Consider the following 26,808-nt stretch of genomic DNA (forward strand, 5'->3'; position numbering starts at 1 on the left):
GCGGTGTTCGTCGCGGACGACGAGATGGCGATGGGTGCGCTGCGGGCGTTGCGCCGTGCCAGGCTCCGCGTGCCGGAGGACATGTCTGTTATCGGCTTCGGCGGGCACGACAAGGCAGAGGTGTTCGAGCTGACGACGGTCGTCCAGCCGCTGGCCCGTCAGGGGAAGATCGCCGCCGAGTTGCTGCTCAGTCTCCTCGACGCTGTTCCGGATGCTTCCCAGAACCTGGACGCCTCGGAAGTGGTCGTGCTGCCCGTGAGCATCGAGATCCGTGACACGACGTGCCGCCCCGCGAGCGGAACAACATAACTCATGCTGATTTTCGCATCACTGACACCCGAGGCAGCTATCAAGGGAAACCTTACGACGCCATTACATCGGCGCGGTTGATCGTCCTTGCTACCCGGCCGTAGCCATACGTTCACCTGTCACGGATTCCCACTGTGCCATGGGTGGGCATCCGTGGCCTCGATACCTGCGCGCTCGTCAACGTCCGACGACCCGCCGCAGCACGGCCTCGGCCGGGGGCCGACGTCGCGACGGATGGTCGCGACGGACAAGTGTGGCGGGTTGGGCGCGGTCTGGAGACCGTCAACCGTGCCTAGTACTCCAGTGACAGTGGCSGATGTGTGGTCTCTGTGTGGGGTGGCGGCGTGGCGTCCGAACGGGGGTGGCCACCCTGTGATCCTCCGTAGTTTGTGAGAACCAACAAAGAATCCGCGGTGRCCGCGGCGCGGAGTGTATCCGGGTCGGACGTGGCGGTGTGGGAGGCCGGTTTGGACCGAGGACCGGGATCGGTGCGCCGCGGCGGGGGTGCCCCGACGGCGGGGTTCGCGACGAAACCACTGCTGGCCCTGGACATGATCCGCCGGTTCTGGYTGGCTCATCGGGAGCTGGGCTGRGTCGCCGGTGACGAGGTGTACGGCGCGAACGCCGAGCTGCGGGACTGGTTGGAGGAGCAGATGATTCCGTTCAGTTCCAACGAAATCCGGCACGTCCTCGCCCTGTTCGGACAGGCTGCTATCCCAGCAGCGATGATCACATGGTGGTCGGACTGGCGTCGTCGCCACCAGGCACGCGCCCGCCTCTACCACTTCCAAACCCGGATCCGAGCCAACCAGTCGGCCGTCGCCCGTGCCGCGACCACGTAAGGATCACTGTCACTGGAGTACGAGATGCCTGGCATGCCGAGGAGTTCCTCGCCCGCCGCCGCGCCGTCACCGACACCGACCKTCCGCTGCTAGATCGAGTCGCCGCGACGCTGATCCTGCTCTACTCCTACGCCTTGTCCGGTGGCCCCTGACAACCCCCGTGTCACAGCGTCGCTCCTGACAACAAGGAGCCCCTCGGCGTGACGCACCGTGACAGCTAACCCAAGAAGCGCTCGACTACAGACCACCCGATCAACGGTCGCTGCCAGTGTGGTCCCCCACGGACAGCCTCAACCCGGCGATGATCTGCGCCAGGTCGTCGAGGGACGCMACCGCGCACCGCGCCATCGGGCTAGCGGAGCGCTGCGAGTGGCTCCGGGGCATCCGGCCACGGAGCCTCTGGGAAAACCTGTTGGCGGATCACGGTGACCACTGCTAGCTTGCCGGAGGCCGTGCGAAAGAACGAGGAGGTGGTACCCGTGAACGCAGTATCGACATGGGTGCTCCCCTCCGGGGTCACGGTCGGGCGATAGGTCGTCCGGGAGCGCCGTTCACAAGCACTCCCGAAAGGCACGACCATGCGATTCACGTCTGAACAGCGCCTCGACGACGGTGTCCTCGAACGCGCATTCACCCTCGGCGAGATCCCCGGCATCCTGTGGACTCCCGCATCCGCATCCGCACCGGCCCCGCTGATCCTGCTCGGTCACCCCGGCGGACTGCACAAGATGTACCCCCGACTGGTGGCCCGGGCCCGGCGCTCCGCGGCGGACGGCTTCGCCGCGGCCACCATCGAGCTCCCCGGAAGCGGTGACCGGCCCCGTTCCGCCACCGCTGAGCAGGCCCGCGTCGACCTGCACCGGGCGCTGAAGGCCGGCGAGCCGGTCGACGAGGAGATCGTGGACCGGCTCGTCCTCCCGCTGGTCGAAAAGGCGGTCCCGGAATGGCAGGCCGCCCTGGACGCCTTCCTTTCGCTGCCCGAGATCGGCGGCCCGGTCGGGTACTCGGGGGGAGTGATCGCCATCGGGATCCGGCTGGCGGTGGTCGAGCCGCGCATCTCGGCCGCCGTTCTGTTCGCCGGGAGTTTCGTGCCCCACACCATGTTCGAGGAGGCCCGCCAGGTCACCATTCCGCTGCACGTCCTGCTGCAGTGGGACGACGAAGGAAACGACCGGCAGCTGGCCCTGGACCTGTTCGACGCCTTCGGCTCCAAGGAGAAGACGCTGCACGCCAATCTGGGCGGGCACACCGGCGTCCCGCAGTTCGCGGGGGACGCTGCGGCCCGGTTCTTCACCCGGCACCTGACGTGAGGCCCGGCCGTCCGGCCGGCAACAGACGATAGGAGCTGTCGGCCAGGATGCCGCTCATCGAGGACAGGTCCCGGCCCTCCTCGATGAGCGGTGGCCAGCAGATGCACGACCGCGCGGATATGCCCAACCTGCGTTSATCCCGAGCTACTCCCGGCGCCGCGGGCCGGACAGCACCTCGGTGGCCTGGTGCACGGCGGCCAGGCCCGGCTTGACGTAGCGCTGCACGCTGCGCAGCGACTTGTGCCCGGCCTTGTCCATGATCAAGTTGGCGGAGATGTTGGCGTCCCCGAGGTGGGTCGCTGAATCCTCGATGTTGAGGTGGAATTGCCAGCCGTGGACAGCGAGCGGCTGACCGACCGTATTTCGATCGGTGTGCTCGCCAGAATCGTTCCCCGGGATCTCGTCGATGAAGCGCTGGTGGAGACGAAACGGCAGGAACGGCGTACCAGGCTGCTGCCAGCCCGGGTCATGGTGTACTTCACGATTCGGGGTGGTCGGGGTGGTCCTCGATGAGTGGGTGGGGCCGGCCCTTCTGCCGTCACTGGACGTGCCGACCATCCTTGCGCGTCAGCTCACCGAGCGGCTCGCCCCGGGCAACCGCCCGCGGCGCACCGCCGCTGCGTACCCCGGCCCCACCATCGACGCCGAAGGCGAGGACAACCCACTGCCGAACCCGTTCGCACTGGTCCTGGATCCATCGCGCACGGACGGTATTCGCATCCCGACCTTCGTCGGGAAGGCCCACGGCGACCTGCACATCGAGAACATCCTGATCCCGTCCTCACTGCGCAACGTCGACACGACGTATCAGCTGATCGACCTGTCGCGGTACGCGGCCGACGCCGTGCTCACCCGGGATCCCGTCCATCTGGTCCTGCACATCCTTGCCCGGAGACTGTCGGAGCTGTCCGCGGCGCAACGCACCGCCGTCATCGATCTGCTGCTCGACCCGGAGCAGGACGGAGACCTCGTGCCGCGGTGGCTGTTCCTGCTCATCGACCGGGTCCGATCGGCGGCGAAGGACTGGGCACGCCGGGCCGGTCTGGTCGACCTGTGGCGCGACCAGATCCCGCTGTCCCTGCTGGCCGTCGCCCTGACCTGCCTCGGACGGACATCCACCCGGCCGGGGACCGACGCAACCCGGGCGCGCGGCCCTGGACGCGGATGACCCGACCGGGTCCGCGTGCAGACTCGTCACCGTCCTGGTCGAGGCCTGTGCCGTGCCGGCCGCATTCGATCAGGCCTCCTCGGCCCACCTCGACCTGTCCAACCTGGCCGAGGCCGATGCCCGCAAGACGCTCCTGCGGCGGCTGGCTGGGCGCTGAGAGAAGGATTGACGTTTCCGGCCTGCACTGACTCCGGCGACCGACCCAGGGTGGCCGCCGCGGACAACGGAAAGGACAACGGAAAGTTGTGGAGGGTTGAGCACGGTCCGACGGCGTCAAACCATGCTCAACCCTCCACATTTCGCCGGCCCGCCGGAGCGACTGCTCCGGATTCGGGGTCGGGGTCGGCCGGGCCCGCCACGGACATCACCACCAGCAGCTGGTCCAGGGCGACGAGGTCGCCGGGCCGGACGAGTACTTCCTTGACGATCCCGGCGCCCGTCGCCGAGACGGTGTGCTCCATCTTCATGGCCTCGACGACGGCCAGCGACTGCCCGTCCGCCACGGTCATCCCCGGTTCGACCAACACCGCGGTCACCGTGCCCGGCATGGGGCTACGCGCCTGCCCGCCGGGCACCGGCCCGGCCCCGGTGCCCGCCACCGGAATCACCTCGGCCAGGCCCCACGCCCCACCGTCGCGGCCAAGCCAGAGGATCCCGTCGGCGGGCTCCCACGCGTAGGCCCACCGGGTGGTGACCGCACCGATCGTGACGAGCAGCTCGTCGCCGAGCTGACTGACCGATGCGGCGACCGGCGGCCCGTCGGCGATCCGGACCCGGGCCGCGTCGGGGGTGCCGCGCGCCGCGACCCGCAGCGTTGACACCGTCCGCTCCCCGCGTCCCGGCTCCACCCCATCCCCGTGGCCGTTACCATCCCCGTGGATGTTCCCATCCCCGTGGATGTTCCCGGCCCCGCCCTCAACCCCGGCCCCGATCTCGGGTGGCGCGCTGCCACCAGGTTCGGCGCCGTCGGGGCCGCCGGACGGTACTGCCCCACCGGGCAGGGCGACCTCCCAGGTCAGCCACGCGGGCTCACCGGGCCGCCATCCGGAGGGGATGTCCCACGGGTCGACCACCGGACCGGCCGGTTGCAACGTCAGCAGCCTGGCCAGGGCGTATCCGAGGAACGCCTCGCCGGGCAGATCGTCCTGGGTGAGGGCGGCGAGATCACGTTCGACGAGACCGGTGTCGAGCCGCCCGGCGACGACGTCCGGATGGGCGAGCAGCGAGCGCAGGAAGCCGATGTTGGTCGTCACCCCGAGCAGGACCGTGCCGGCGAGCGCGGTGTCGAGGCGGGCGATCGCGGCGGCGCGGTCCGCGCCCCAGGCGATCACCTTGGCCAGCATAGGATCATACGTGGTGCTCACGATGTCCCCGGCCCCGATGCCGGCGTCGACGCGGATGGCCGGCCCGGCCGGTTCCCGGAAAGTCAGCACCCTACCGCCGGTCGGCAGGAATCCCCGCCCGGGGTCCTCGGCGTAGATCCGCGCCTCCACCGCGTGCCCGGTTAGGCGGATGTCGGCCTGACCGAAGCGCAACGGCTCCCCGGCCGCGATCCGGATCTGCTCGGCGACCAGGTCCACCCCCGTCACCAGCTCGGTGACCGGATGCTCGACCTGGAGCCGGGTGTTCATCTCCATGAAGTAAAACTCATCCGGCGCGTCGGCGGACAGGATGAACTCGACCGTGCCCGCTCCGACGTAGCCGACGGCGCTGGCGACGGCGACCGCCGCCCCCCCGAGCCGCTCCCTGGTCCGCGCGTCGAGCGCCGGCGCCGGCGCCTCTTCAACAATCTTCTGGTAGCGCCGTTGCAGGCTGCACTCCCGCTCACCCAGGTGGAGCACGCTGCCGTGCTCGTCGGCGAGGATCTGGACCTCGACGTGGCGGGGACGGGTGATGAACCGCTCCACGTACAGGGTGTCGTCCCCGAAGCCGGCGGCGGCCTCCCGGCGGGCCGACGCGATCGCCTCCGGCAGTCGGGCGGGCTCGCGGACGATGCGCATCCCCTTGCCACCACCCCCTGCCGAGGGTTTGAGCAGCACCGGATAGCCGATCTGACCGGCGGCCTCGGCGATCGCGGCATCGCTCATGCCCGGCGCCGACCGGCCCGGCACGACCGGCACCCCCACCTCCGCCACCGTCCGCCGCGCGGTGATCTTGTCGCCCATCACCTGCACCGCGGCAAGCGACGGTCCGATGAAGAGCACTCCGGCCGTCTCACAGGCCTGTACGAAGGCCGCGTTCTCGGCGAGGAAGCCATAACCGGGATGGACGGCCTCCGCCCCGGATACCCTCGCCGCCTCCAGCACGGCCTCGATGCTGAGGTAGCTCTCCTTCGCGGGCGCCGGGCCCAGCCGCACCGCGACATCCGCCTCCCGGACGTGCCGCGCCCCAGCGTCGGCGTCTGAGTAGACGGCGACGGACCGGATACCGAGATCGCGCAGTGTGCGGATCACCCGGACGGCGATTTCACCCCGGTTCGCGACGAGCACCGACGAGAACGTCAGACCCGACGTTCCCGGTGCCCTCGGCGGCACGACGCCCGCCGGCCGGGCCGGCGTGGAATGGCCATCCGGACCGTGGCCGGCACCGCCGCCGTGACCGGCGGAACCGGCGGAACCCGCGATGCCGGGATCGCCGCCTGCGTGATTCGTGGCGGACAGATCAGCCGTGGACACCCTTGATCCTCACGATTGGTTTCCTCACATCGGATGTTTCCGCACGCCAGGATGTCCCCCTCACATCCGGAAGACGCCGTAGCCCACCGGTTCCAGCGGAGCGTTCGCCGCCACCGACAGGCCCAGGCCCAGCACCATACGGGTGTCGGCCGGATCGATGACACCGTCGTCCCACAGCCGAGCGGTCGAATAGTACGGGCTGCCCTGCTCCGCGTACCGATTCAGGATCGGCGCCCGGAAGGCGACCTCGTCGGYCTCGCTCCAGGCGACCCCCGCGGCTTCCATCTGGTCCCGGCGCACGGTCGCCAGCACCGCCGCCGCCTGCTCCCCGCCCATCACCGAGACGCAGGCATTCGGCCACATCCACAGAAAGTGGGGCGAGAATGCCCGGCCGCACATCGAGTAGTTACCCGCGCCGAACGAACCGCCGATCACCACGGTGAACTTCGGCACCCGGGCACAGGCAACCGCGTTAACCATCTTCGCGCCATGCTTCGCGATGCCGCCGGCCTCGTACTCCCGACCCACCATGAAACCGGTGATGTTCTGCAGGAACACCAACGGGATACCGCGCTGATCGCAGAGCTCGATGAAATGGGTGCCCTTCAGCGCCGACTCGCCGAAGAGCACCCCGTTGTTCGCGACGATCCCCACGGGATGGCCATGGAGGCGGGCGGTCCCAGTGACCAGCGTCGTTCCGTWCTCCTTCTTGAACTCCGCGAAACGGCTGCCGTCAACGATGCGCGCGATCACCTCTCGCACGTCATAGGGGGTACGCCCGTCCGTCGGTACCGCGGCGTACAGCCCGGCCGGGTCGACCGTCGGTGCCTCGGTCGGCTCCAGTTCCCACGGCCGCGGCCCGCGCGGCGCGAGGCCCGCGACGATKGAGCGCACAATCCGCAGCGCATGGGCGTCGTCCTCGGCCAGGTGGTCGGTCACCCCGGAGGTGCGGGAGTGCAGCAGCCCGCCGCCGAGATCCTCGGCCGACACCACCTCGCCGGTCGCGGCCTTCACGAGCGGCGGACCACCGAGGAAGATCGTCCCCTGATTCCTGACTATCACCGCCTCGTCGGCCATCGCGGGAACGTACGCGCCGCCCGCCGTGCACGAACCGAGCACCGCCGCGATCTGGGAGATTCCCAGCGAGGACATCCGGGCCTGGTTGAAGAAGATCCGCCCGAAATGCTCCCGATCCGGGAAGACCTGGTCCTGCAGCGGAAGAAACGCTCCCCCAGAGTCGACCAGATAGACACAGGGCAGCCGATTCTGTAGCGCCACCTCCTGGGCGCGCAGATGCTTCTTCACGGTCAACGGATAGTAGGTGCCACCCTTGACCGTGGCATCGTTGGCGACTACCATGCATTCCCGACCCGAGATCCGGCCAATGCCGGTGATGATGCCCGCCCCCGGAACCGGATCCTCGTAAAAGCCGTTCGCGGCGAGCGGGGAGAGCTCCAGAAAAGGACTCCCCCGGTCGAGCAGCGTGTCGACCCGGTCGYGGGGCAGGAGTTTGCCGCGAGCCACGTGGCGGGACCGCGCCTGCTCCGACCCGCCGACCGCCGCCACCGCCAACCGCTCCTGGAGATCGGTCACAGCGTGCCAATGCCTCTCGGYATTGCGCCGTCCCTGTTCACCCGCGGCATCGACCCGACTGGTCAGGACCGGCATGGCCGAGGACCGCCGGACCTCGTCGGACCGCCGACCCGCGATGGTTCCGGCGCGTGCTGCGCTCACAGTCACCCCCACGAGTGGACGTCGGGCCCCGAAACAACGCCCCCAAGTTAACGACCGCTAACCTCGTCGTCAAGGCAGACGGCGGCGGGGACCGTCGGGCAGACGGCCGATCCCCGTTGCCGTTGCCGGACCTTCACCCCTTCACCGACATTCACCCACGAMCGAGACCAAGACCAGGATCCGGCGATCCGAAATACACCGGTTGCTCCCCGGTGGCTAACTTTAGCGATGCCTGACCGGTGGCGTCCGACCGGGACGGTCCGGCCACCCGACGGCACCGCGCAGGGCGCGGCGCCGTCGGGCCGGCGGGACTACCCGGCCCGCTCCCGGCCAGGCGGGCCCGAATCGGGAGTACGGCGCGCAGCCGTCACAGGTACATGCCGTGGCGGGCGTCCGTGGTGGTGGGCCGCGGCAGGCCCCGGCCGTCCCGCAGGGCGAACAGCTCCGCCAGCGTCATGCTCGACCGGACTCCCTCCGCGGAGCCCAGCCAGGACACCGCCTCGGTGTGTGGCAGGGCTCCCACCTCGATCTGGGCAAGACAGCGGCCGGGACGGACAACCGCGGGATGCATGCGCAGCAGATCCTCGTTCGTGGTCAGGGCGACCAACACCTCGCGGCCCTGCCCGACCAGACCATCGGTGAGGTTCAGCAGTCGAGAGAGCTGCTGGCCAGCCGCACCCCGGCCGTCCCCACGGATCAGGTCGTCGCAGTCCTCGATCACCAGCAGCCGCCACCGGTGGGCGGGTGGCTCGCCCATGCGGTCGGTCGCCGCGGCCTGGGCACCATGACTGTCCGCATCCCCGGACCCGGCATCGCCGCTGTCCGCATCCCCGGCCCACGCGATCCCGCCGTCGGTACCCCCGCCGTCGGTACCCCCGCCGTCGGTACCCCCGCCGTCGGCGCCGCGGGCGTCGGCGCTCTCCCCCTCCGGGTCCCCGTCGTCGTCGAAGCCGATCGCGACCTCCATCAGGTAGGCGGGATCGGCGAACAGCGCCTCGGGATCCAGGACGCAGTCGACCTGGCACCAGGATCGCCATTCGTTCGCCAGGGCCCGCAGCACGGTCGTCTTCCCGGTTCCCGCCGGACCATGCAGGAGGATCAGGCGGCCGACCACGTTGTCCCGGCGAACCGCCATGAGCCGGTCGAGCGGGCCCACGGCGGCCGACGCGTAGTTGGCGCGGATCGAAGCCCACGTCGTGGTGGCCGTCCGGCGGCTGGTCCGGATCGGACCACGTTGACTGGACAGATACCAGAAACCCATGTTGACGGCGTTGTCCGCACCGCTCTCGGCGACGGACGAGCGGAGCACGTCCTCGATCACCACCCGGGCGAGCTGTTCGCTCACCGCGGTGACGGTCACCTCACCACCCCCGCCGCGCCAGCGCACGGCTCGCACTGTCCAGCCCTCGCCGACCGCGAGACGTGAATCGCGGGACTCCTCGACAACCGCGCGCAGGACCCTTGCCCCTGACGGCAGCAGCGTGGCTCCCGGCCGGAGCCGGTCGACCCGGGCACTGCGGGCCCAGGGCTGCTCACCGGTTGTGAAAGGAGCCAGGGCGAGTGCGTCGACGACGTCGTAGGGCGTGTCCGAGTCGTCCAGGCCGACAACGAAAGGGAGCTTCATCCCTCCGCTCAGTGACTCGGAGACCATCCAGGACTTAGGYAGCGACGCCTTCTGATGTGGAACTGACACCTGTCCGATGGTCCCGGACAACTCAGCGCCCGGYCATCCCGTTGCGCGATTTACTCGGGCACATCGCGGGGGCCGTACACCGCCCGCGACCTGTCGCGTGCCTCCATCAGGGCCGATCCGAGGACGTTGCGGCCCGGCCAACCTCCCGGGGAATCTCCCGGCCCCACCAGCGGCGCGCCTACCTTAAGTAATCCATCAGCCACTCCAAGCTTCTTCCTGGGAGGTGGTCAGGATGCTAGGAGGGCTACTCATCCACCGTCGGCGCCGAAAGTCGGCGCAGCCGGAGCCGGACGACCATGCCGGCACCGGGGCCGGTACCGGGGCCGGTACCGCGGCCGGTAAGGGCGACGGTGACGCGAGGAAGCCCGGTGAAACGGGAACCGGTGCCACGGGAACCAGCGCCACGACGAGCGGGGGCGCCCGGCTGGGCCGGGGTCCGTTCGACGCGGTGGACGCGCCCGATGACGGCCGGGCGCGAGCGGATTTCGGAGCTCTCGTGGTGCCGCGGGTGAACGGCACCCGGATCCGGGTCTCGGCCTCCGGGCCGATGCCCACCCTGGCCGCGATGGACGGGACATCCGTCCTGGAGCTGTCCGTCCTCGCCGCCCCGCGCAGCGGCGGCCTGTGGGCGTCGATCCACGAGGACCTGGTGCTCTCGGCACCGGAGGACACGGAATGGAACGACGAGGACGGGCCCTACGGCCCCGAGCTGCGCATGCCGCTCGACACGGCCGTCGGCCGCCTGCCCGCCCGCATCTTCGGCATCGAGGGGCCGCGGTGGATCCTCTGTGCGGTCATCACCGGTGCGGCCGCGGTCGACGTGACGGCGGCGCCGCTGCTGGAGGAGGTACTGGACGGGCTCGTCGTCGTCCGGGGGGACGCGGCGATGCCGGTGCGCGAGCCCATCCCCTTCGAACGTCMCGACAGATTCGACCGTCCCGACCGTCCCGACCGAACAACCGACACCGCCGCGGCCATTCCGGAGCAACCCCCGGAACGCAGGATCATGACGCTGGCGCTGCGGGGCGCCAACCGCGAGGCCCCCCCACCCGCGGCGTCGTGACCSGGCCCGTCCACCACCGGCCCGGCTCAGGCCCGTGGGGAGTCGGTGTACTCCACGAGGTCGACGAAGATCTGGGCTGCGGCCTGGTAGAGATCGGTCCGGAGATGTTCATGGGCAGCACGCGGAGCTATCCGGTCGACGGTCTTCAGCCCAACGCCGGAAGCAGACGTGCAACGGCGGCCGTTCAGAAATCGTCTGTAAACGGATTTATCAAGCCTGTTCACCATGCGGGAAGGATGGCGCGGTTCGGGTCGCCCGGGCCGGTCACCATCGGACCGGGGCTCCCCCGGAGAGCACCCGGCACGACGGGCGGAGGTGCGGAGTGTCGGCCACGCTAGCGCTGGGTCTGCTGCTGCAGGGGCTCGCCTTGGTCGTGGTGGTTCGCGGTCGGGGCCGGCACGCCGTGTCCAGTCTCGGGCTGATGTTCGTCGGTGCCGCCATCGTCTACCACGGGGTGACGGAGGTCCTGCAGGTCCTGGTGCCGTCCTACAGTGACAACCGGCTGTTGACCACGGAGTCCGACGTCGCGGCCTACACCGTTCTGGTCGGGTTCTCCCTGCTCGCGTTCGCTTTCGGTTATCGCTTCGCGACCCCGCGCACGCCGCCGTCCACCGGTTTCCGCCGGGAGGAAGTCTTGGACTTCTTCGACTGGCGGGTCCTGACTCCGCTGGCCCTGGCTGCGGTGGCCGTGACAGCGGTCGGCAGGAACACCTCGCCCGGCCACGCGGACCCCTCGACGGTCACCGGCAGTCCCTACCTCGTCAGCGGCTTCGCGACGCAGTTCCTGGTCGTCGGCCTCGCCCTGGGAAGCTTCGCCGTGCTCGTGCGGACGAAGGGCCGCGGATTCCTCCCGGTGCTCGGCGTCCAGTGTACGTTGCACACACTGGCGGGGCAGCGGCTGCCGGTGGCGATAGCCGCGGGCGCGGTGATCTACCTACTGTCCATCGTCGGGATTCCCATACGCCGACGGCAGCTCGTCTCGGTCGTCGCGCTCGTGGTTCTRGCCTACGTCGTCATCTACGGGGCACGCGCGGACGCGGGCCGGCAGGTGTTCGGGTACAGCGTGGGTCCCGGGCAGCGCCTGCAGGCCCTGGCCTCCGGTCTGACCCATCTGGAAGGCGGGATAAACCCGGGCGAGGTGGGAGACCTCGGGGTCCGCCTGGACGGGAACTCCTACCCGTCGATAATCCTGCGACGGCTCCGCGACGGTTCTCCGCCCATCGGTCCGGTAACCCTGTGGAACGACGTCAACATCGCCGTCCCGCGTTTTCTCAATCCCGACAAACTGAATTCCGACCTGGAGTCGCGTTCCCTCAAGACGCGCCTGTCCGACACCTACGGGATCACCAACGCGTTCGACCGCCTGCCCACCCAGCTCGGTGAGCTGCTGCCCATCGGCGGTCCGCCGTGGATGGTGACCCTCGCGGCTCTGGCAGGATTCGTCCTCGTCCGACTGGAGTACGCGCTGCGCGAATGTCGCCATCCAGCGGCTCTCCTGGGCCTGCTGGCGCTGGTGGCCGCGATCCTGCAGTACGAAGGCGGGATCGCGCTCTACACAATCAACGGCCGCGGTGTCCTGGCCATCGCGGCCGGACTGTTCGTGTGGCGGAAACGACGGATCTTCCGGCCCGCGACGGTTCGGGGGCTGACCACCCTACCGCCGCTGTACACCGGCACCCCGGCCACCGTCGCGCGGGCCGGCTCCGACGAGGACGGCACACCGACCAACCCGTCGCAGCCCGGCCCGTCGCCGGGTGACCCGGTGCGGACCGAGCCGGCGTCCGCTGGCAGGGACGAGGCCGCGGCGCAGGTCACGGCCTGCGGCCACGGCCCACGCCGCAACCGGTGAGGGGGTGGCGGCGCGGCGGCCGCGGTCTCTCTGACGTTCCGGAGGGCGGTGTCCGGCTTCCCGTCAGTGCGCGAGCAGCCGGATCGCGACGCCCAGCGACGCCCGTGCCGGAGCGTCCCCGAGGGGGCTCGCCGCCGCCGGCGTCCTGCTAGCGTGCCCGGTTGTGCCCAGCAGCATGCGCCGAGCGTCCGCCGCCCCCGCCGCCGAGCTGCCCGGAGACGTCCAGCTGCCCGGAGACAACCGGCGGGGGCCGGCGTGACCGTGCACTTCATCGGGGCCGGACCGGGCGCCGCCGACCTCATCACCGTCCGCGGCCGGAATCTGATCGCATCCTGCCCGGTCTGCCTGTACGCCGGCAGTCTCGTCCCGGTCGAGCTGCTGGCACACTGCCCGCCCGGGGCCCGTCTCGTCGACACCGCCCGGATGCCGTYGGACGACACCGTCGCGGAGCTGGTCGCGGCCGACGCCGCCGGTCACGACGTCGCCCGCCTGCACTCCGGCGACCCGTCGCTCTACAGCGCCGTCGCCGAGCAGATGCGCCGGCTCGACGCGGCCGGGATCGCCTACGACGTGACGCCGGGTGTCCCCGCCTTCGCCGCGGCGGCGGCGTCGCTGCGCCGGGAGCTGACGGTTCCCGGCGTCGCCCAGAGCGTGGTGCTGACCCGCACGGCCGTGCTGTCCAGTCCCATGCCGCCCGGCGAGGACCTCGCCACCCTCGGCCGGTCGGGGGCGACCCTCGTGCTGCACCTGGCCGTGCACCGTATCGAGACGCTCGTCGCCGAGCTCGTGCCGAACTACGGTACGGACTGCCCGGCAGCCGTCGTCGCCTGGGCCAGCCGGGCCGACGAGATCGTGTTGCGCGGCACGCTCGCCGACATCGCCGGTCGGGCGCGGGCCGCGGGGCTCACCAGGACGGCCGTGATCATCGTGGGTCGCGCCCTGGCCGCGGAGGGTTTCCGGGACAGCTACCTGTACTCCCGGGAACGCTTCGGACCGGACGGATGCGTGTCGTCCGTTCCCCCGGCCTCCCCGGTTTCCCAGGCCTCCCCGGCAAACGCCGCGCCGTGTGGCCCGGATCCCGCCCCTCGGGCTCGGTGACCGGGCGCCCCCGGGGCTCGGTGACCGGGGCACGCCGCCTGCTGCTGCTCGGCGGAACCGGGGAGGCGCGCCGCCTGGCGACCAGGCTCGGCTCCCCGGATCCCGCCGGCACGGAACGCATCGAGATCGTCTACTCGTTGGCCGGTCGAGTCCGCGAGCCTGCGCTGCCACCGTCTTGCCAAATCCGGATCGGCGGCTTCGGCGGGGCGGCGGGCCTGGTCGACTACCTGCGGGCCGAACGGATCGATGCGGTGGTCGACGCGACCCACCCGTTCGCCGCGACGATGACCACGCACGCCGCACAGGCCGCGCGCGCCACCGGCGTTCCGCTGCTCGTCCTGCGCCGGTCGAGCTGGCGCGAGCAGCCCGGCGACGACTGGCGCCGGGTCCCGTCGCTGGCCGGCGCGGTCGCCCTGCTCGACCGGTTCGTCCTACCCGGACCGCGCCCGCATTCCGATCCAGCCCCACGGGTGTTCCTGACCACCGGGCGAACCGACCTCGCCCTGTTCGCCGGCCTGCACCGGCCCTGGTTCCTGGCCCGGTCGGTCGAGCCGCCGACCGGCCCGGTACCGCCACGACTGACCGTCATCCTCGATCGTGGGCCGTTCGACGTCGCCGGGGAGACCGCCCTGCTGCGCCGGCACCGCGTCGACGTCCTCGTGACCAAGAACAGTGGCGGAACGATGACCGCGGCGAAGCTCGYCGCCGCCCGGGACCTCGGTCTGCCGGTCGTCATGGTCGACCGCCCGCCGCTGCCACCCGGGGTGGCCGCGGTCGACGATGTCGACGCCGCCGTGGCCTGGGTCGCACCACCATGGCCCAGGTGACCGGGGCCCAGGTGACCGGGGCCCAGGTGACCGGAGGCTAGGTGACCGGAGGCTAGGTGACCGGGTAACGACGTGGGGTGAACACGAGGTCCCGGCCGGGGCCACGGCGCACCACCCGGGTCGTCGACGAGCCGATGAGCAGCAGGCAGCGCATGTCGACCTCGGCCGGGTCGAACGCACCGAGGCTCGTCACGGTGATGCTCTCGGTGGGACCGCCGACATCCCGGCCGATAACCACCACCGTGTCCGAGGGGCGGTGTTCGAGCAGCACCTCGTGGGCCCGCTCCAGCTGATGGCGACGGGTACGGGAAGCCGGGTTGTACAGCGCCAGGACGAAGTCGCCCGCGGCCGCCGCCCGCAGCCGCCGCTCGATGACCTCCCACGGCTTGAGTCGGTCGGACAGCGACAGCACGCAGAAGTCGTGGCCGAGTGGCGCCCCGACCCGGCTCGCCACCGCCTGCGCGGCGGTCAGCCCGGGCACGACCCGCACCTCGACGCCCGCGAACCGCTCCGCCGCCGCGGCCTCGACGACGGCCGTGGCCATCGCGAAGACCCCGGGATCACCGGAGGAGACCACGGCGACGTTCGCGCCGCCGGCCGCCAGTTCGAGGGCGAGCTCGGCGCGCTCGGCCTCGACGGTGTTCCCCGAGGCGTGCCGGCGCTGGCGTGGATCGACCGGCACCCGGTCGAGGTAGGGGCCGTAGCCGATGAGGTCGTCGGCGGCGGCCAGCGCCTCGGCGGCCTGCGGCGTCAACCAGCCCGCGGCGCCCGGTCCGAGGCCCACCACGACGACCTCCCCCGCGCCGGGCGTGCCGCCGGTACCAACGGCGCCAGCCTTACCAACGGTGGGCGCCGTTGGTACCCAGCCCGCCTGCGACGCGCGCAGCGGCGCCGGATCGTCCGGCCCCCGGACCGGGCTCGGCAGTACCGCGAGCGAGAAGTACGGCACCGTGGCCGGGTCTACCGCACCGAGCGGGGCGATGCGCTGGCCGGAGGTGGTGGCCCGTTCCACGTACCAGGTGTCCGCGAGACGTCCCGCGGCGGTGAAGGCGTCCCGGACCCCCGGGAAGGTCCGTCCCATCTTGAGCACGACGGCGGTGTCCGTGCCGGCGATACGCTCGGCGAGGACCGTCGGCGGCAGCGTGCCCGGCAGCACGGTGAGGACTTCGTTGCCCTCGACCAGCGGCCGGCCGAGCACCGCGCACCCCGCCGACAGGGACGTCACCCCCGGCACGACCTCGGTCGGGTACCGGTCGGCGAGGCGCCGGTGCAGGTGGATGAACGAGCCGTAGAAGAACGGGTCACCCTCGCTGAGGACCACGACGTCCCGGCCGGCGTCGAGGTGGACGGCCAGCCGCTTGGCGCAGTCCTCGTAGAACTCGTCGATCGCGCCGCGGTAGCCACCGGGGTGGGAGGTCGTCTCGGTGGTGACCGGGTAGACCAGCGCCTCCTCGATCTGGTCGCCGCGCAGCTGGCTCGCGGCGACCGACCGGGCGATGCTGCGGCCGTGCCGGGCGCTGTGGTAGGCGATCACGTCGGCGTCACGGATCAGGCGGGCCGCCTTGAGGGTGACGAGCTCGGGATCCCCCGGTCCAACCCCGACTCCCCACAGCCGGCCCTTCGACGGCACCATTAATCCTCCTCGCTCGCGATCGCGTTGACCGCGGCGACCGCCATCGCGCTGCCGCCCCGCCGACCGTGCACGACGAGATACTCCAACCGGGCCGGATCATCCACGAGGGCCTGCTTGGACTCCGCGGCGCCGATGAACCCCACGGGCACGCCGAGCACCGCCGCCGGTCGCCCGGCTCCGGCCGCGACGAGTTCCAGCAGGCGGAACAGCGCTGTCGGAGCGTTCCCGACCGCCACCACGGAGCCGGCGAGTCGATCCGCCCACAGATCCACCGCCGCGGCGCTGCGGGTGGTGCCCAGCCGCTCGGCGAGCCGCGGCACCCGGGGATCACCGAGCAGGCAGAGAATCTCGTTCGCGGCGGRCRGCCGACGGCGGGTCACACCGGCCGCCACCATCTGCGCGTCACAGAGCACCGGGGCGCCGGCCAGCAACGCCGCGCGCGCCGCCGCGACCACGCCGGGGGTGAAAGCGAGATCGTCGACGAGATCCACCATTCCACAGGAGTGGATCATGCGGACCGCGACCCGGGCGACGTCACCGGGCAGTCGATCGAGACGCGCCTCGGCCCGGATCGTCGCGAACGACCGACGGTAGATCTCCGCGCCGTCGCGAACGTAGGCGTAACGTTGCACACCGCTCATGTCTGATGCGCCGTTCATGCCAGCCTCCTCGCCGACCTGACGGCCGCGGCCAGGTCCCGGTGACCGTCGACGGGGCTCGACGACACGACCGTCGCCTCACCGCCATCCGCTCCGACGGATGCGACGGCGGCGGCTCCGAGACCCGTCCGACGGATCCGGTAGCCGGACCCGGTCGCCACAACCTCCACCACCCGTCCTCCCGGTTGCCCGCAGCGCCGCTCGCAACCCGACCAGTGCACCGGCGCGAGGGCCGGGCCAACCGGGACGGGTGGGAGGGCTCGCGGCCTCCCGGCCGGGTGCGTCGGCGCCGACGGGTCGTCAGCTCGGATCCGCACGGACACCGCCGCGTCGCGGCGGACATCCGCCAACGCCCGGGCGCATCCCGGCCGACCGGCACAGCTCGTCACGCCGACCCAGGATGATGCCGGATCGACGACCAGGCCCGCGTCCGCCGCCGCCCTCGACCACCGGGTAGCCTCGGCCGGGTCGAGATCGCGGAGCACGACGGACCGCCACGGCGTCACAACCAGGACGCCGTCTTCGGCATCGCCCGCTCCGCCAGCACCGTCACCACCACCGGCCGCCGCGGCGGCGGTGAGCAGGTCGAGCTGGTCGGCGCTCAGCCGCCCCAGGGGGACGAGCACGGTCAACGCCCGGCGGCCATCACGCTGCGGATGCGGACCGGGCCACGCGCCGGCCCGAACGGTGGCGCTCCCAGCAGCCTGAGCGATTCCAGCGGCCTGGACGATCCCAACGACCCCGGCCTCGGTCGCGGCAGCCGCGAGCAGGCCGTCCTGTCCGCCCGGTCCGCCCGGCAACTCGGCGATCCGCCAGGCCATCGCGGCGGTGCCCGCCGCGGCGCGGGCCTCGATGAAGGCCCGCGTCGCGGCGAGGAGCGCGGGTACGGCGACGTGGACGGGCAACCGCAGCGCGCGGGTCGCGCCCGCGACGGCCAGCAGCATCTCCCCGGAAGGCAGGGCACGCAGCGCGAGGTCCGCGGGCAGCCCGGCCAGGTCCCCGCTGCCGTCGTCGACGGCGAACAGCAGCCGGCCGGGCAGCGCGGCGAGAGCCGGATCCGCGCACAGCCGGCGGTCCAGCTCGGCGACGACCGGCGCGATGTCCCGGCAGCCGGCCTCGCCGCGTCCGGACAGCGGCGAGCCCACGATGTTGCGGACCCGCTCGTGCGTCGTCGAGGGCAGCAGGCCAACCGCGCTCACCCGGGCGGSGAGCTCCTCGGCCGTGCCGTCGGCCAGGCCGCGTAGCTGCACGTTCGCCCGGGAGGTGAGCTCAAGGTGGCCGTCGGCGAACTCCCGCGCGCAGCCGGCGAGGGTCTTCGCCGCGGCGGCGGTCAGCCGGCCCCCGGGCAGCCGCAGCCGCGCGAGCGCGCCGTCCGCGGCCGGATGCGTCGTCAGCACACCGGGGCAGGCGTCGCGGACACGCTCCCGCGGACTGGTGGGCACCGGCGGAGCATACGTGCCGGACTCGGGCGATGCCGGTTGATCGTTTCTTTGTCACGACGACAGCGGAGTGCTTGACAACACCGCCCACCTCTCTGCGATCGTGACGGGGCCACGAGCGGCGAACGGCGAGGAAGTCCGGTGCGAATCCGGTGCGAATCCGGTGCGGYCCCGCCACCGTCACCGGGGAGTGCGCCCCAGGCACGGCCACCGACGCGGGGCGTGGACCCCCGGGAAAGGCATCACCATGTCGCCTGTGCAGACTCCTCCCACCGATCCGTCCGACGACCCTTCCGACGATCCGTCGACCGCGTTCGCCCGCGAAGCCGGGGAGACACCAGGAGCCGGGGAGACGGAGGTTGACGCGGTCGTCCTGCTGCTGTCGACGTCCGACACCGACCTACTCTCCGCGCGGGCGAGCGGAGCCAGCTACCGCCTCGCCAACCCGGCCCGGCTCTCCGTCGCCGATCTCCCGGCGCTGACCAGCGGTGCCGATGCGGTCGTGGTGCGCATCCTCGGCGGCCGGCGGACCTGGGAGGAGGGGCTCGACACGCTGCTCGCCGGCCCGCGCCCGGTGGTCGTGCTCGGTGGCGAACAGACCCCGGACGCGGAGCTCATGGCCGTCTCCACGGTGCCCGGCGGYATCTGTGCCGAGGCACACGCCTACCTAACCCAGGGCGGTCCGGCCAACCTCGGCGAGCTGCACCGATTCCTCGCCGACACCCTGCTACTGTCCGGTACCGGATTCGCCCCACCGGTGACCATCCCGGCCTGGGGGGTGCTCGACCGGGCCRCGGACGCATCAGCCACCCCGGACGCATCAGCCACCCCGGACGCATCAGCCAGCCGGGACGTCCCGGACGTCCTCGCGGGGAACGCGGTGCGGCCGGTCGCGGTGCGGCCGGTCATCGGTGTCCTGTACTACCGCGCGCACCACGTCGCCGGGAACATCGCGTTCGTCGAGGCACTCTGTGCCGCGGTCGAGCGTGCCGGCGGGGATCCGCTGCCGGTGTACTGCGCGTCGCTGCGCGCCGCCGAACCCGAGTTGCTCGCCACCCTCGGGCGGGCGGACGCGCTGATCGTCACCGTGCTCGCCGCGGGTGGCAGCCAGCCGGCGCACTCCTGCGCCGGAGGCGACGACGAGGCGTGGGACGTCGGCGCGCTGGCCGCGCTGGACATCCCGATCCTGCAGGGACTGTGCCTGACCAGCGGCCGGGCGACGTGGGCGGAGTCGGACGACGGGCTGTCCCCGCTGGACGCGGCGACACAGGTGGCGATCCCCGAGTTCGACGGGCGCCTGATCACCGTGCCGTTCTCCTTCAAGGAGATCGATGCGGATGGGCTGACAAGCTACGTCGCCGACACCGAACGCGCCGACCGGGTGGCCGGCATCGCCGTCGCGCACGGCCGGCTGCGGCACGTCCCACCGGCCGAACGCCGGGTGGCGCTCATGCTCTCGGCCTACCCGACGAAGCACTCCCGGATCGGCAACGCGGTGGGCCTCGACACCCCGGCGAGCGTCGTGCGCCTGCTGCGGGCGATGYGCGCGGCTGGATACGACATCGGGCCCGACGACGGCCCGGACGCGCTGCCGGGGGTCACGGCCGAGGACGGTGACGCCCTGATCCACGCGATCATCGCCGCGGGCGGGCAGGATCCGGCCTGGCTGACCGAGGAGCAGCTCGCCGGCAACCCGGTCCGGATCAGCGCGGCGCGGTACCGGGCGTGGTTCGACACCCTGCCCGCCGACCTGCGGGAGAGCGTCGAACGGCATTGGGGGCCCGCGCCCGGCGAGCTGTACGTCGACCGGTCCGCGAATCCGGACGGGGAGATCGTGCTCGCCGCGCTGCAGGCCGGCAACATCGTGCTGTTGGTCCAGCCGCCACGCGGCTTCGGGGAGAACCCGGTCGCCATTTATCACGATCCCGGCCTGCCGCCGAGCCACCACTACCTCGCCGCCTACCGGTGGCTCGCCGGCGGCTCCGGCGGCTCCGATAGTTCCGGCGGCTTCGGCGCGCACGCCGTCGTCCATCTGGGTAAGCACGGGACGCTGGAGTGRCTGCCCGGCAAGACCGTGGGCATGTCCGCGTCCTGTCCGACCGACGCGGCGATCGGCAACCTGCCGTTGATCTACCCGTTCCTCGTCAACGACCCGGGCGAGGGCACGCAGGCGAAGCGCCGGGCGCACGCGACCCTGGTCGATCACCTGGTTCCGCCGATGGCCCGCGCGGAGAGCTACGGCGACCTGGCCCGCCTGGAACAGCTGCTCGACGAGCACGCCACCATCGCCGCCATGGATCCGGCGAAGCTGCCGGCCATCCGGGCGCAGATCTGGACGCTGATCCAGGCCGCCCGGCTCGATCACGACCTGGGACTGACCGACCGGCCGCACGACGCCGAGTTCGACGACTTCCTGCTGCACGTCGACGGGTGGYTGTGCGAGGTGAAGGACGCGCAGATCCGCGACGGCCTGCACGTGCTCGGCGAAGCACCGACCGGCGGGGCGCGGATCAACCTGGTGCTCGCGATGCTGCGGGCCCGGCAGATGTGGGGCGGGCGCGTCACCCTGCCGGGGCTGCGGGAGGCCCTCGGGCTCGTCGAGGACGACCGGGCGGCCCGCGGCACGGTCGACGCCGCCGAGGCGACGGCGCTCGCCCTGGTAACGGCGATGGAGGAACGCGCCTGGGACCCGTCGGCCGCATCCGACGTGGTGACGACCGTCCTCGTCCCCCCTCCCTCGCCAGCGACCATCCCCTTGCCCCCCTTGCCTATCCAGAGGGATAAACCGGACACAAAAGCCTCTGGAAAGGCAAGGAAAGTCCACGGCCCGGCAGGCATGGACGCGGACGCGGAGACCGACCCGGTCCGGGAGACGGTGGCGGCCGTGCTGCGGTTCGCCGCCACGGAGATCGTGCCGCGGCTCGCCCGGACCACCGACGAGGTCACCGCCGTGCTGCACGCCCTCGACGGCGGCTACGTCTCRGCCGGTCCCAGCGGCTCGCCGCTGCGGGGTCTGGTCAACGTGCTGCCCACCGGGCGGAACTTCTACTCGGTCGACCCGAAGGCCATCCCCAGCCGGCTCGCCTGGGAGACGGGCCAGGCAATGGCGACCTCCCTGCTCGATCGGTACCGGGCCGACACCGGCACCTGGCCCGAGTCGGTGGGCCTGTCCGCCTGGGGAACCAGCGCGATGCGCACCTCCGGCGACGACGTGGCCGAGGTGCTCGCCCTACTCGGCATCCGTCCGACCTGGGACGAAGCGTCGCGGCGGGTCAGCGGGCTCGAACCGATCGACCTCGCCGAGCTCGGCCGGCCCCGCATCGACGTCACCGTGCGCATCAGCGGCTTCTTCCGGGACGCGTTCCCGTACGTGGTGGCGATGCTCGACGACGCGGTCCGGCTCGCCGCCGGCCTCGACGAGACCGACGAGGACAACTTCGTGCGCGCCCATGCCCGTGCGGACCTCGCCGGGCACGGCGACGAACGGCGGGCCACCCTGCGTATCTTCGGCTCCCGGCCGGGGGCGTACGGCGCCGGGCTGCTGCCTCTGATCGACAGCCGGAACTGGCGCGATGACGCCGACCTCGCCGAGGTATACGCGACGTGGGGCGGCTACGCCTACGGCCGCGGGGTCGACGGCACCCCCGCCCGGGAGGACATGGAGTCGGCCTACCGGCGGATCGCCATCGCCGCGAAGAACGTCGACACCCGCGAGCACGACATCGCCGACTCCGACGACTACTTCCAGTACCACGGCGGCATGGTCGCAACCGTACGCGCGCTGACCGGCCGGGCGCCGGCTGCCTACATTGGCGACAGCACCCGGCCGGAGGCGGTCCGCACCCGAACGCTGTCCGAGGAGACCTCCCGGGTCTTCCGCGCCCGGGTGGTGAACCCGCGGTGGCTCGCGGCGATGCGCCGGCACGGCTACAAGGGGGCGTTCGAGATGRCCGCCACCGTCGACTACCTGTTCGGCTACGATGCCACCGCCGGCGTGGTCGCGGACTGGATGTACGAACGGCTCGCCACAACCTACGCACTGGACCCGGAGAACCAGAAGTTCTTCGCCGAGTCCAACCCCTGGGCGCTGCACGGCATCACCGAACGGCTGCTGGAGGCCGCGGCGCGCGGCCTGTGGGAGCACCCGGAGGCTGCGACCCTCGACGCGCTGCAGGAGCTGTACCTGCGTACCGAGGGCGACCTGGAGGACGGTCCCACCGGCGACGCCTGAGATCGCCGGGTCCGGCCGGTCCGGCCAAGTCGCAGGGCAGCAGGGCCGGCGGGCAGCAGGGCCGGCGGGCAGCAGGGCCGGCGGAGGACAGGTGGCGGGCCACCTCACGCGTCACGGCTCCCGTTCTCACGGCTCCCCCGCCACCATCGGGGAATCGGGCGGCGCGGCACCCGCCACTGCGGCGGACTCGACCGGGCCTCGCTATCCGTTGACGGATGACATGTCGGGATAGCGGGGGCCCGCCACGCCCGCCCCCGCCGCACCCAACCGCTCCGCCTCGGCGGCCGTCAACGTGATGCTGGTGGCTGCGACGTTGTACTCCAGGTAGCGGCGCCGCTTCGTGCCGGGGATCGGCACGACGTCGTCGCCCTGGTGGTGCACCCACGCCAGCGCGAGCTGCGCGGGGGTCACGTTCTTCTCCGCGGCAAGCTTCTCGATCTCGGCGAGCACGGCGAGGTTGGCGTCGAAGTTGTCGCCGTGCATCCGCGGCAGGTGCTGGCGGAAGTCGTCGGCGGCGAAGTCCGCGGCCGAGCGGAAGGTGCCGGTCAGGAAGCCACGCCCGAGCGGGCTGTAGGAGATGAACCCGATGCCGAGTTCCCGCAGGGTCGGCAGGATCTCGGCCTCCGGCTCGCGGGACCAGATCGAGTACTCGGTCTGCAGGGCCGTGATCAGGGCGACGGCGTGGGCACGACGGATGGTGGCCGGCGCCGCCTCCGAGAGCCCGAGGTAGCGCACCTTGCCGGCGCTGACCAACTCGGCCATCGCGCCGACGGTATCCTCGATCGGCGTCTTCGGGTCGACCCGGTGCTGGTAGTACAGGTCGATGTGGTCGACGCCGAGGCGACGCAGGGATGCGTCGCAGGCCGAGCGCACGTACTCCGGACGGCCGTTGATCCCCCGCGCCGTCGGGTCGGCGGGGTCACGGATGATGCCGAACTTGGTGGCCAGCACCACCTCGTCCCGGCGGCCGGCGATCGCCCGCCCCACGAGTTCCTCGTTGCGGTACGGGCCGTACATGTCCGCCGTGTCCAGCAGCGTCACCCCGAGGTCGAGCGCCCGGTGGATGGTGGCGACCGACTCGGCGTCGTCGCCAGCGCCGTAGAACTCCGACATTCCCATGCAGCCCAGACCCTGGACGGAGACCTCCAGGCCCTGGCTTCCTAGTGCGACCCTGCGCATCAGCGGACGACCCTCTCCTGGTAGATGTCCTGATAAATGCTGATTTTGACGTTGATGGCGGTGAGGTTGCGCTGCACCTCGTCGAGGCGCGCCAGGACCCGGCGGCGATGCTCGGTCAGCAGGGCGAGACGCTCCGCCTCGTTCCCCTCCCCGGCGCGCACCAGTTCGGCGTAGCGCGCCATCTCCCGGATCGGCATGCCGGTGAGCCGCAGCTTGGTCAGGAACGTGACCCAGCGGACGTCCTCGACGGTGTAGCGCCGATGGCTCGACGAGGCACGGGCGACCGGGTCCCGCATCAGCCCCGCCCRCTCGTAGTACCGCAGCGTGTGCGCGCTGACTCCGGTGGCCGCGGCGGCCTCGGCGATCGTGAGGGTCCCGGCGGCCTCTGGTGCACCCCCCGGACCGACCGCGAACGGATCAACGGACCGGTCGCATCCATCCGGGCGGACCGCCGGGTCCAACCGCGCGCACCAGCCCTGATCCGGCTCCGCCACCATGGCCGGAGACGGCGTCACGGCCGGAGGGGAAGACGTCACCGTGAGCGCCTCGATCGTGGCCATACGAAGACGTTAGGACTTGGAGTGCGCACGAAGTCAACGCGGCCCGCGGAAACTCGCTGTTCCRGATTCGCCGAATGCGTCATCGCGAACGGAGCGGGATGCGGCCGGCGGGACGGCATCCCAGCCGGCATCCCCGCCGTCGGGTTATCGCCGGGCACCGACCGGTAGCGGCCTCGTCTTGAGAGATCGCCACGAGCGATCCGGGTAACCGGGGCCTCCCGCCGCGATCCACCGCGCGAGCGTGCGCGGGTCAGGGGTGGAGCCGGTCAGCTCCCTGATCCGGACGCTCAGGGCCAGCAACGCCTCGGGGTGGTCGAGGTAGAGCCGGCGCTCCAGTCCCCCGGCCCGTCTGGCCAGCACCAGGGCCAGCCCCGCGAACGACTCCGCCCGCCCCGGACGGGCCTGCAGCTCCCGGCGGAACTCCTCGGCCGCGCGGCCGAGGTCTCCGCGCACGTAGAGCAGGTCTCCGAGGGTCGCGTTGACGGGCCAGGCCGCCGGATCGAGCCCGGCAGAACCAGCGAGCCCGGCGAACCGGTCGGGCATGGCGAACCGCAGCGAGGTCAGTGCCTGCCGGGCGTGGCGGTGCGGGCTGTACGGCTCGGTCTGGGGGACGAGGCGGGACGAYGGCGCTACCGGCCGTCCGCAGGGCCGACCGGCAGCCCAGTCCCGCGCCCATCTCTCGATGTGGTCGCGGTCGGGCCGGCGGTTACGCAGCCGCCAGACGACGGYGACGTCGCGCAGCACGGTGGCGGCTGTGGTAGTGGCCGCGATCGGCAGGTCGGCGGCGATCCAGACGTCGATCCTGGCGCCCATGGCCGAGACGAACCGGCGGCCCGCCTCGGTGAGCCCGGCCGCATCCCGCAGCACGGGCAGCACCGCCGAGACCGCGTCCCGGCACCAGGCGAACTCGTACGCCGCGCCCAGATCCGACCCGGCGCCGTCCCGGGCCCACCGCCCCGCCCAGAAGGCCGCGATCTGGGCGAAGGCGAAGGCGCCGTGCAGCAGCGGGGCGAGTGGCCGGGGGTCGGGCCGCCAGGGAGCGTAGTGCACGGAGCCGTCGTGCGGGCCGACCAGGGGCGCAAGATCGCTCAGCATCTCCAGTCTGGTGTGCGCCGCCTCATGCACGACGGTGATGGCAAGCCACAGCGCGTCGGTCGGCGGGCTGACCATCAGCGCGCCGAGCGCGTCGATCACGGTGACGCCGGTGCCGGGCCGGTCCGGGACCTCACGCAACGGGACCAGCGCCGACAGGACCGCGGCGGCCTCCTCCGCCCGCACCCCGTCGTCGCCCRCGAGCACACTCCAGGCGCCGTCGAGCAGGCGCTGCCACCGGGCCGCCGCCTCGTCGCAGCGCGCGGCGACGGGCAGGGGAAGCGTGTCCGCGGCCCGGAACGGGTCGGTGTCCTCCAGCGTCAGTGCGATTCGGTGACCGTCGACAGTGCTCGACAGCATGCGCGCCGGAGTCCAGCCGTCACCACCGGCCGGTCCCCACCCGGCGCTGCCACGCAGCGTCACCCGCCGGTCGGACACGTGCGCGACGCCCCAACCGCTCGTGGCCCCCGACCCGACGACGCCCATCGTGGGGATCGACACCAGCCCGTCGATGATCCGCACCGGCACCCGGCACGGCATCCGGGCCCGCAGGGCGGCGGCCACCGCGATCCCACCCACATAACCGAGGCGGTCGAGGTCGGGTCCGGCCGACCCCTGCCAGCACCGCCGCAGGCTGCCGGCGAGCCAGGTCCCGATCGTCGGGTGCAGGAGCAGGTCGTGGACGGCGTCGCGGGCCCGCCGCTGAGCGTCCCCGAGCACCCGCAGCGCCTCATCTACGCAGGTGCGCGTCGCGTCGTCGAGGTCGGCGTTCTCAAGGCCGCGCAGCAACGCCCACAGCATCAGCATCCGTTTGCTGATCTGACCCCGCAGCAGCTCGCGCAGCGGTGYGGCACCCGGCGACCCGCCCGCCACGGCCTCGATGTCCCTCGGGGTGATCCGATGCCGGGCGACGGGTGGGGAGACCACCCGACGGGCGGATCCGGTAGGACGGACGAGCCGCCGAGAGGCGTGGGTCATGGCGCCACCCGACGTCATGGCGCCACCCGACGTCATGGCGCCACCCGACGTCATGGCGCCACCCGACGTCATGGCGCCACCCGACGTCATGGCGCCACCGGACGCGGGCCGTCCGCCCGAACAGGCGGCGGCCCCGGGCAGACGCGGCGGCTTCGGGGGGTCGGTGCCGTCCGGCATCTCCCCGAAGGATGTGGTCCTGGGCAGGTAGTCGGTCAGGTCCAGATCCCCGCCCAGGGCCAGAGCTACGTCCCCGGGCAGCGGCCTGCCCGGGTAGCCGATCCAGGCGGCGATCCAGCGCTGCCATTCTCCCGAGGGTGGACCCGCGAGGGAGGCAAGCCGGTCGACGTCGACCTCGCAGAGATCCACCAGACCGGACGGCACGGGCATCAGATCGTGGGCCATGAATGTGGGGCCTCCCCACCAACGGGTACGCGTCGGCGCGACGCGGGGACCTGCTCGACGAAGAATA

At 71.9% G+C, this 26,808-nt stretch carries 17 protein-coding genes and 2 pseudogenes; 10 read left to right on the top strand and 9 right to left on the bottom strand.

The features are described 5' to 3' along the window. The 5 genes and pseudogenes from Manayef4_RS20780 to Manayef4_RS20800 all read left to right on the top strand — a co-directional run. Nucleotides 1-309, top strand: a 309-nt coding sequence (locus Manayef4_RS20780) for a substrate-binding domain-containing protein (protein WP_139140170.1), incomplete at its 5' end; no start/stop codon positions are given. A gap of 468 nt (nt 310-777) precedes the next feature. Beyond that, nucleotides 778-1,151 (top strand): annotated as a pseudogene (locus tag Manayef4_RS20785) (transposase); the annotation flags it as partial. 578 nt (nt 1,152-1,729) lie between these two features. After that, a complete protein-coding gene (locus Manayef4_RS20790; protein ID WP_011435969.1) occupies nt 1,730-2,461 on the top strand; it encodes a hypothetical protein in 732 nt (243 codons plus the stop codon). A 303-nt stretch (nt 2,462-2,764) separates the two neighbouring features. Then, nucleotides 2,765-2,947 (top strand): annotated as a pseudogene (locus Manayef4_RS20795) (transposase domain-containing protein); the annotation flags it as partial. 61 nt (nt 2,948-3,008) lie between these two features. Then, entirely contained in the window at nt 3,009-3,629 is a 621-nt protein-coding gene (locus Manayef4_RS20800) for a hypothetical protein (protein WP_254665773.1), read from the top strand. A gap of 284 nt (nt 3,630-3,913) precedes the next feature. On the opposite strand, the gene Manayef4_RS20805 is transcribed toward Manayef4_RS20800, so the two are convergent. The 3 genes from Manayef4_RS20805 to Manayef4_RS20815 form a co-directional block, all read right to left on the bottom strand. Beyond that, complete coding sequence (locus Manayef4_RS20805) at nt 3,914-6,163, bottom strand: biotin carboxylase N-terminal domain-containing protein (RefSeq protein ID WP_235463081.1); 2,250 nt, start codon at nt 6,161-6,163, stop codon at nt 3,914-3,916. A 201-nt stretch (nt 6,164-6,364) separates the two neighbouring features. Continuing rightward, nucleotides 6,365-7,972: a carboxyl transferase domain-containing protein gene (locus Manayef4_RS20810; protein WP_070133179.1), complete on the bottom strand. Its 1,608-nt coding sequence runs from the start codon at nt 7,970-7,972 to the stop codon at nt 6,365-6,367. 433 nt (nt 7,973-8,405) lie between these two features. After that, nucleotides 8,406-9,731: a DUF5925 domain-containing protein gene (locus tag Manayef4_RS20815; protein ID WP_083282610.1), complete on the bottom strand. Its 1,326-nt coding sequence runs from the start codon at nt 9,729-9,731 to the stop codon at nt 8,406-8,408. A 232-nt stretch (nt 9,732-9,963) separates the two neighbouring features. On the opposite strand from Manayef4_RS20815, the gene Manayef4_RS20820 reads away from it, so the two are divergent. The 4 genes from Manayef4_RS20820 to Manayef4_RS20840 all read left to right on the top strand — a co-directional run bounded on the left by Manayef4_RS20820 (nt 9,964) and on the right by Manayef4_RS20840 (nt 14,568). Next, complete coding sequence (locus Manayef4_RS20820) at nt 9,964-10,794, top strand: DUF3710 domain-containing protein (protein ID WP_139140172.1); 831 nt, start codon at nt 9,964-9,966, stop codon at nt 10,792-10,794. A gap of 322 nt (nt 10,795-11,116) precedes the next feature. Then, nucleotides 11,117-12,643 (top strand): hypothetical protein, encoded by a 1,527-nt coding sequence (locus Manayef4_RS20830; RefSeq protein WP_011435963.1) that lies wholly within the window; start codon nt 11,117-11,119, stop codon nt 12,641-12,643. Nucleotides 12,644-12,898: 255 nt separating this feature from the next. After that, a complete protein-coding gene (cobM, locus tag Manayef4_RS20835) occupies nt 12,899-13,741 on the top strand; it encodes a precorrin-4 C(11)-methyltransferase (RefSeq protein WP_070133022.1) in 843 nt (280 codons plus the stop codon). Further along, entirely contained in the window at nt 13,738-14,568 is an 831-nt protein-coding gene (locus Manayef4_RS20840; RefSeq protein WP_254665774.1) for a cobalt-precorrin-6A reductase, read from the top strand. Before cobM ends, Manayef4_RS20840 begins: the two co-directional genes overlap by 4 nt. A 52-nt stretch (nt 14,569-14,620) precedes the next feature. Here the strand turns inward: Manayef4_RS20840 and Manayef4_RS20845 are convergent, their stop codons facing one another. From Manayef4_RS20845 to Manayef4_RS20855, 3 genes are read right to left on the bottom strand one after another with little or no spacing between them, the layout of a single operon-like run. Further along, a complete protein-coding gene (locus Manayef4_RS20845; RefSeq protein WP_023840482.1) occupies nt 14,621-16,201 on the bottom strand; it encodes a precorrin-2 C(20)-methyltransferase in 1,581 nt (526 codons plus the stop codon). Next, a complete protein-coding gene (locus Manayef4_RS20850; protein WP_070133023.1) occupies nt 16,201-16,860 on the bottom strand; it encodes a precorrin-8X methylmutase in 660 nt (219 codons plus the stop codon). Before Manayef4_RS20850 ends, Manayef4_RS20845 begins: the two co-directional genes overlap by 1 nt. Beyond that, nucleotides 16,857-18,302 (bottom strand): nitrite reductase, encoded by a 1,446-nt coding sequence (locus tag Manayef4_RS20855; protein WP_070133025.1) that lies wholly within the window; start codon nt 18,300-18,302, stop codon nt 16,857-16,859. The genes Manayef4_RS20850 and Manayef4_RS20855 overlap by 4 nt, the downstream gene beginning before the upstream one ends. Nucleotides 18,303-18,546: 244 nt before the next feature. On the opposite strand from Manayef4_RS20855, the gene cobN reads away from it, so the two are divergent. Continuing rightward, nucleotides 18,547-22,530, top strand: a complete 3,984-nt coding sequence (gene cobN / locus Manayef4_RS20860; protein ID WP_217494153.1) for a cobaltochelatase subunit CobN — start codon at nt 18,547-18,549, stop codon at nt 22,528-22,530. A 201-nt stretch (nt 22,531-22,731) separates the two neighbouring features. Here cobN and Manayef4_RS20865 read toward each other — a convergent pair whose 3' ends face one another. The 3 genes from Manayef4_RS20865 to Manayef4_RS20875 form a co-directional block, all read right to left on the bottom strand. Next, nucleotides 22,732-23,709 (bottom strand): aldo/keto reductase, encoded by a 978-nt coding sequence (locus tag Manayef4_RS20865; protein WP_023840486.1) that lies wholly within the window; start codon nt 23,707-23,709, stop codon nt 22,732-22,734. Next, a complete protein-coding gene (locus Manayef4_RS20870; RefSeq protein WP_254665775.1) occupies nt 23,709-24,269 on the bottom strand; it encodes a MerR family transcriptional regulator in 561 nt (186 codons plus the stop codon). The genes Manayef4_RS20865 and Manayef4_RS20870 overlap by 1 nt, the downstream gene beginning before the upstream one ends. A 144-nt stretch (nt 24,270-24,413) precedes the next feature. Then, nucleotides 24,414-26,741, bottom strand: a complete 2,328-nt coding sequence (locus tag Manayef4_RS20875; protein WP_070133027.1) for an HEXXH motif domain-containing protein — start codon at nt 26,739-26,741, stop codon at nt 24,414-24,416. Nucleotides 26,742-26,808: the final 67 nt, after the last annotated feature.

Source organism: Frankia sp. CgMI4 (assembly GCF_001756285.1).
Classification (GTDB): Bacteria; Actinomycetota; Actinomycetes; order Frankiales; family Frankiaceae; genus Frankia; species Frankia casuarinae.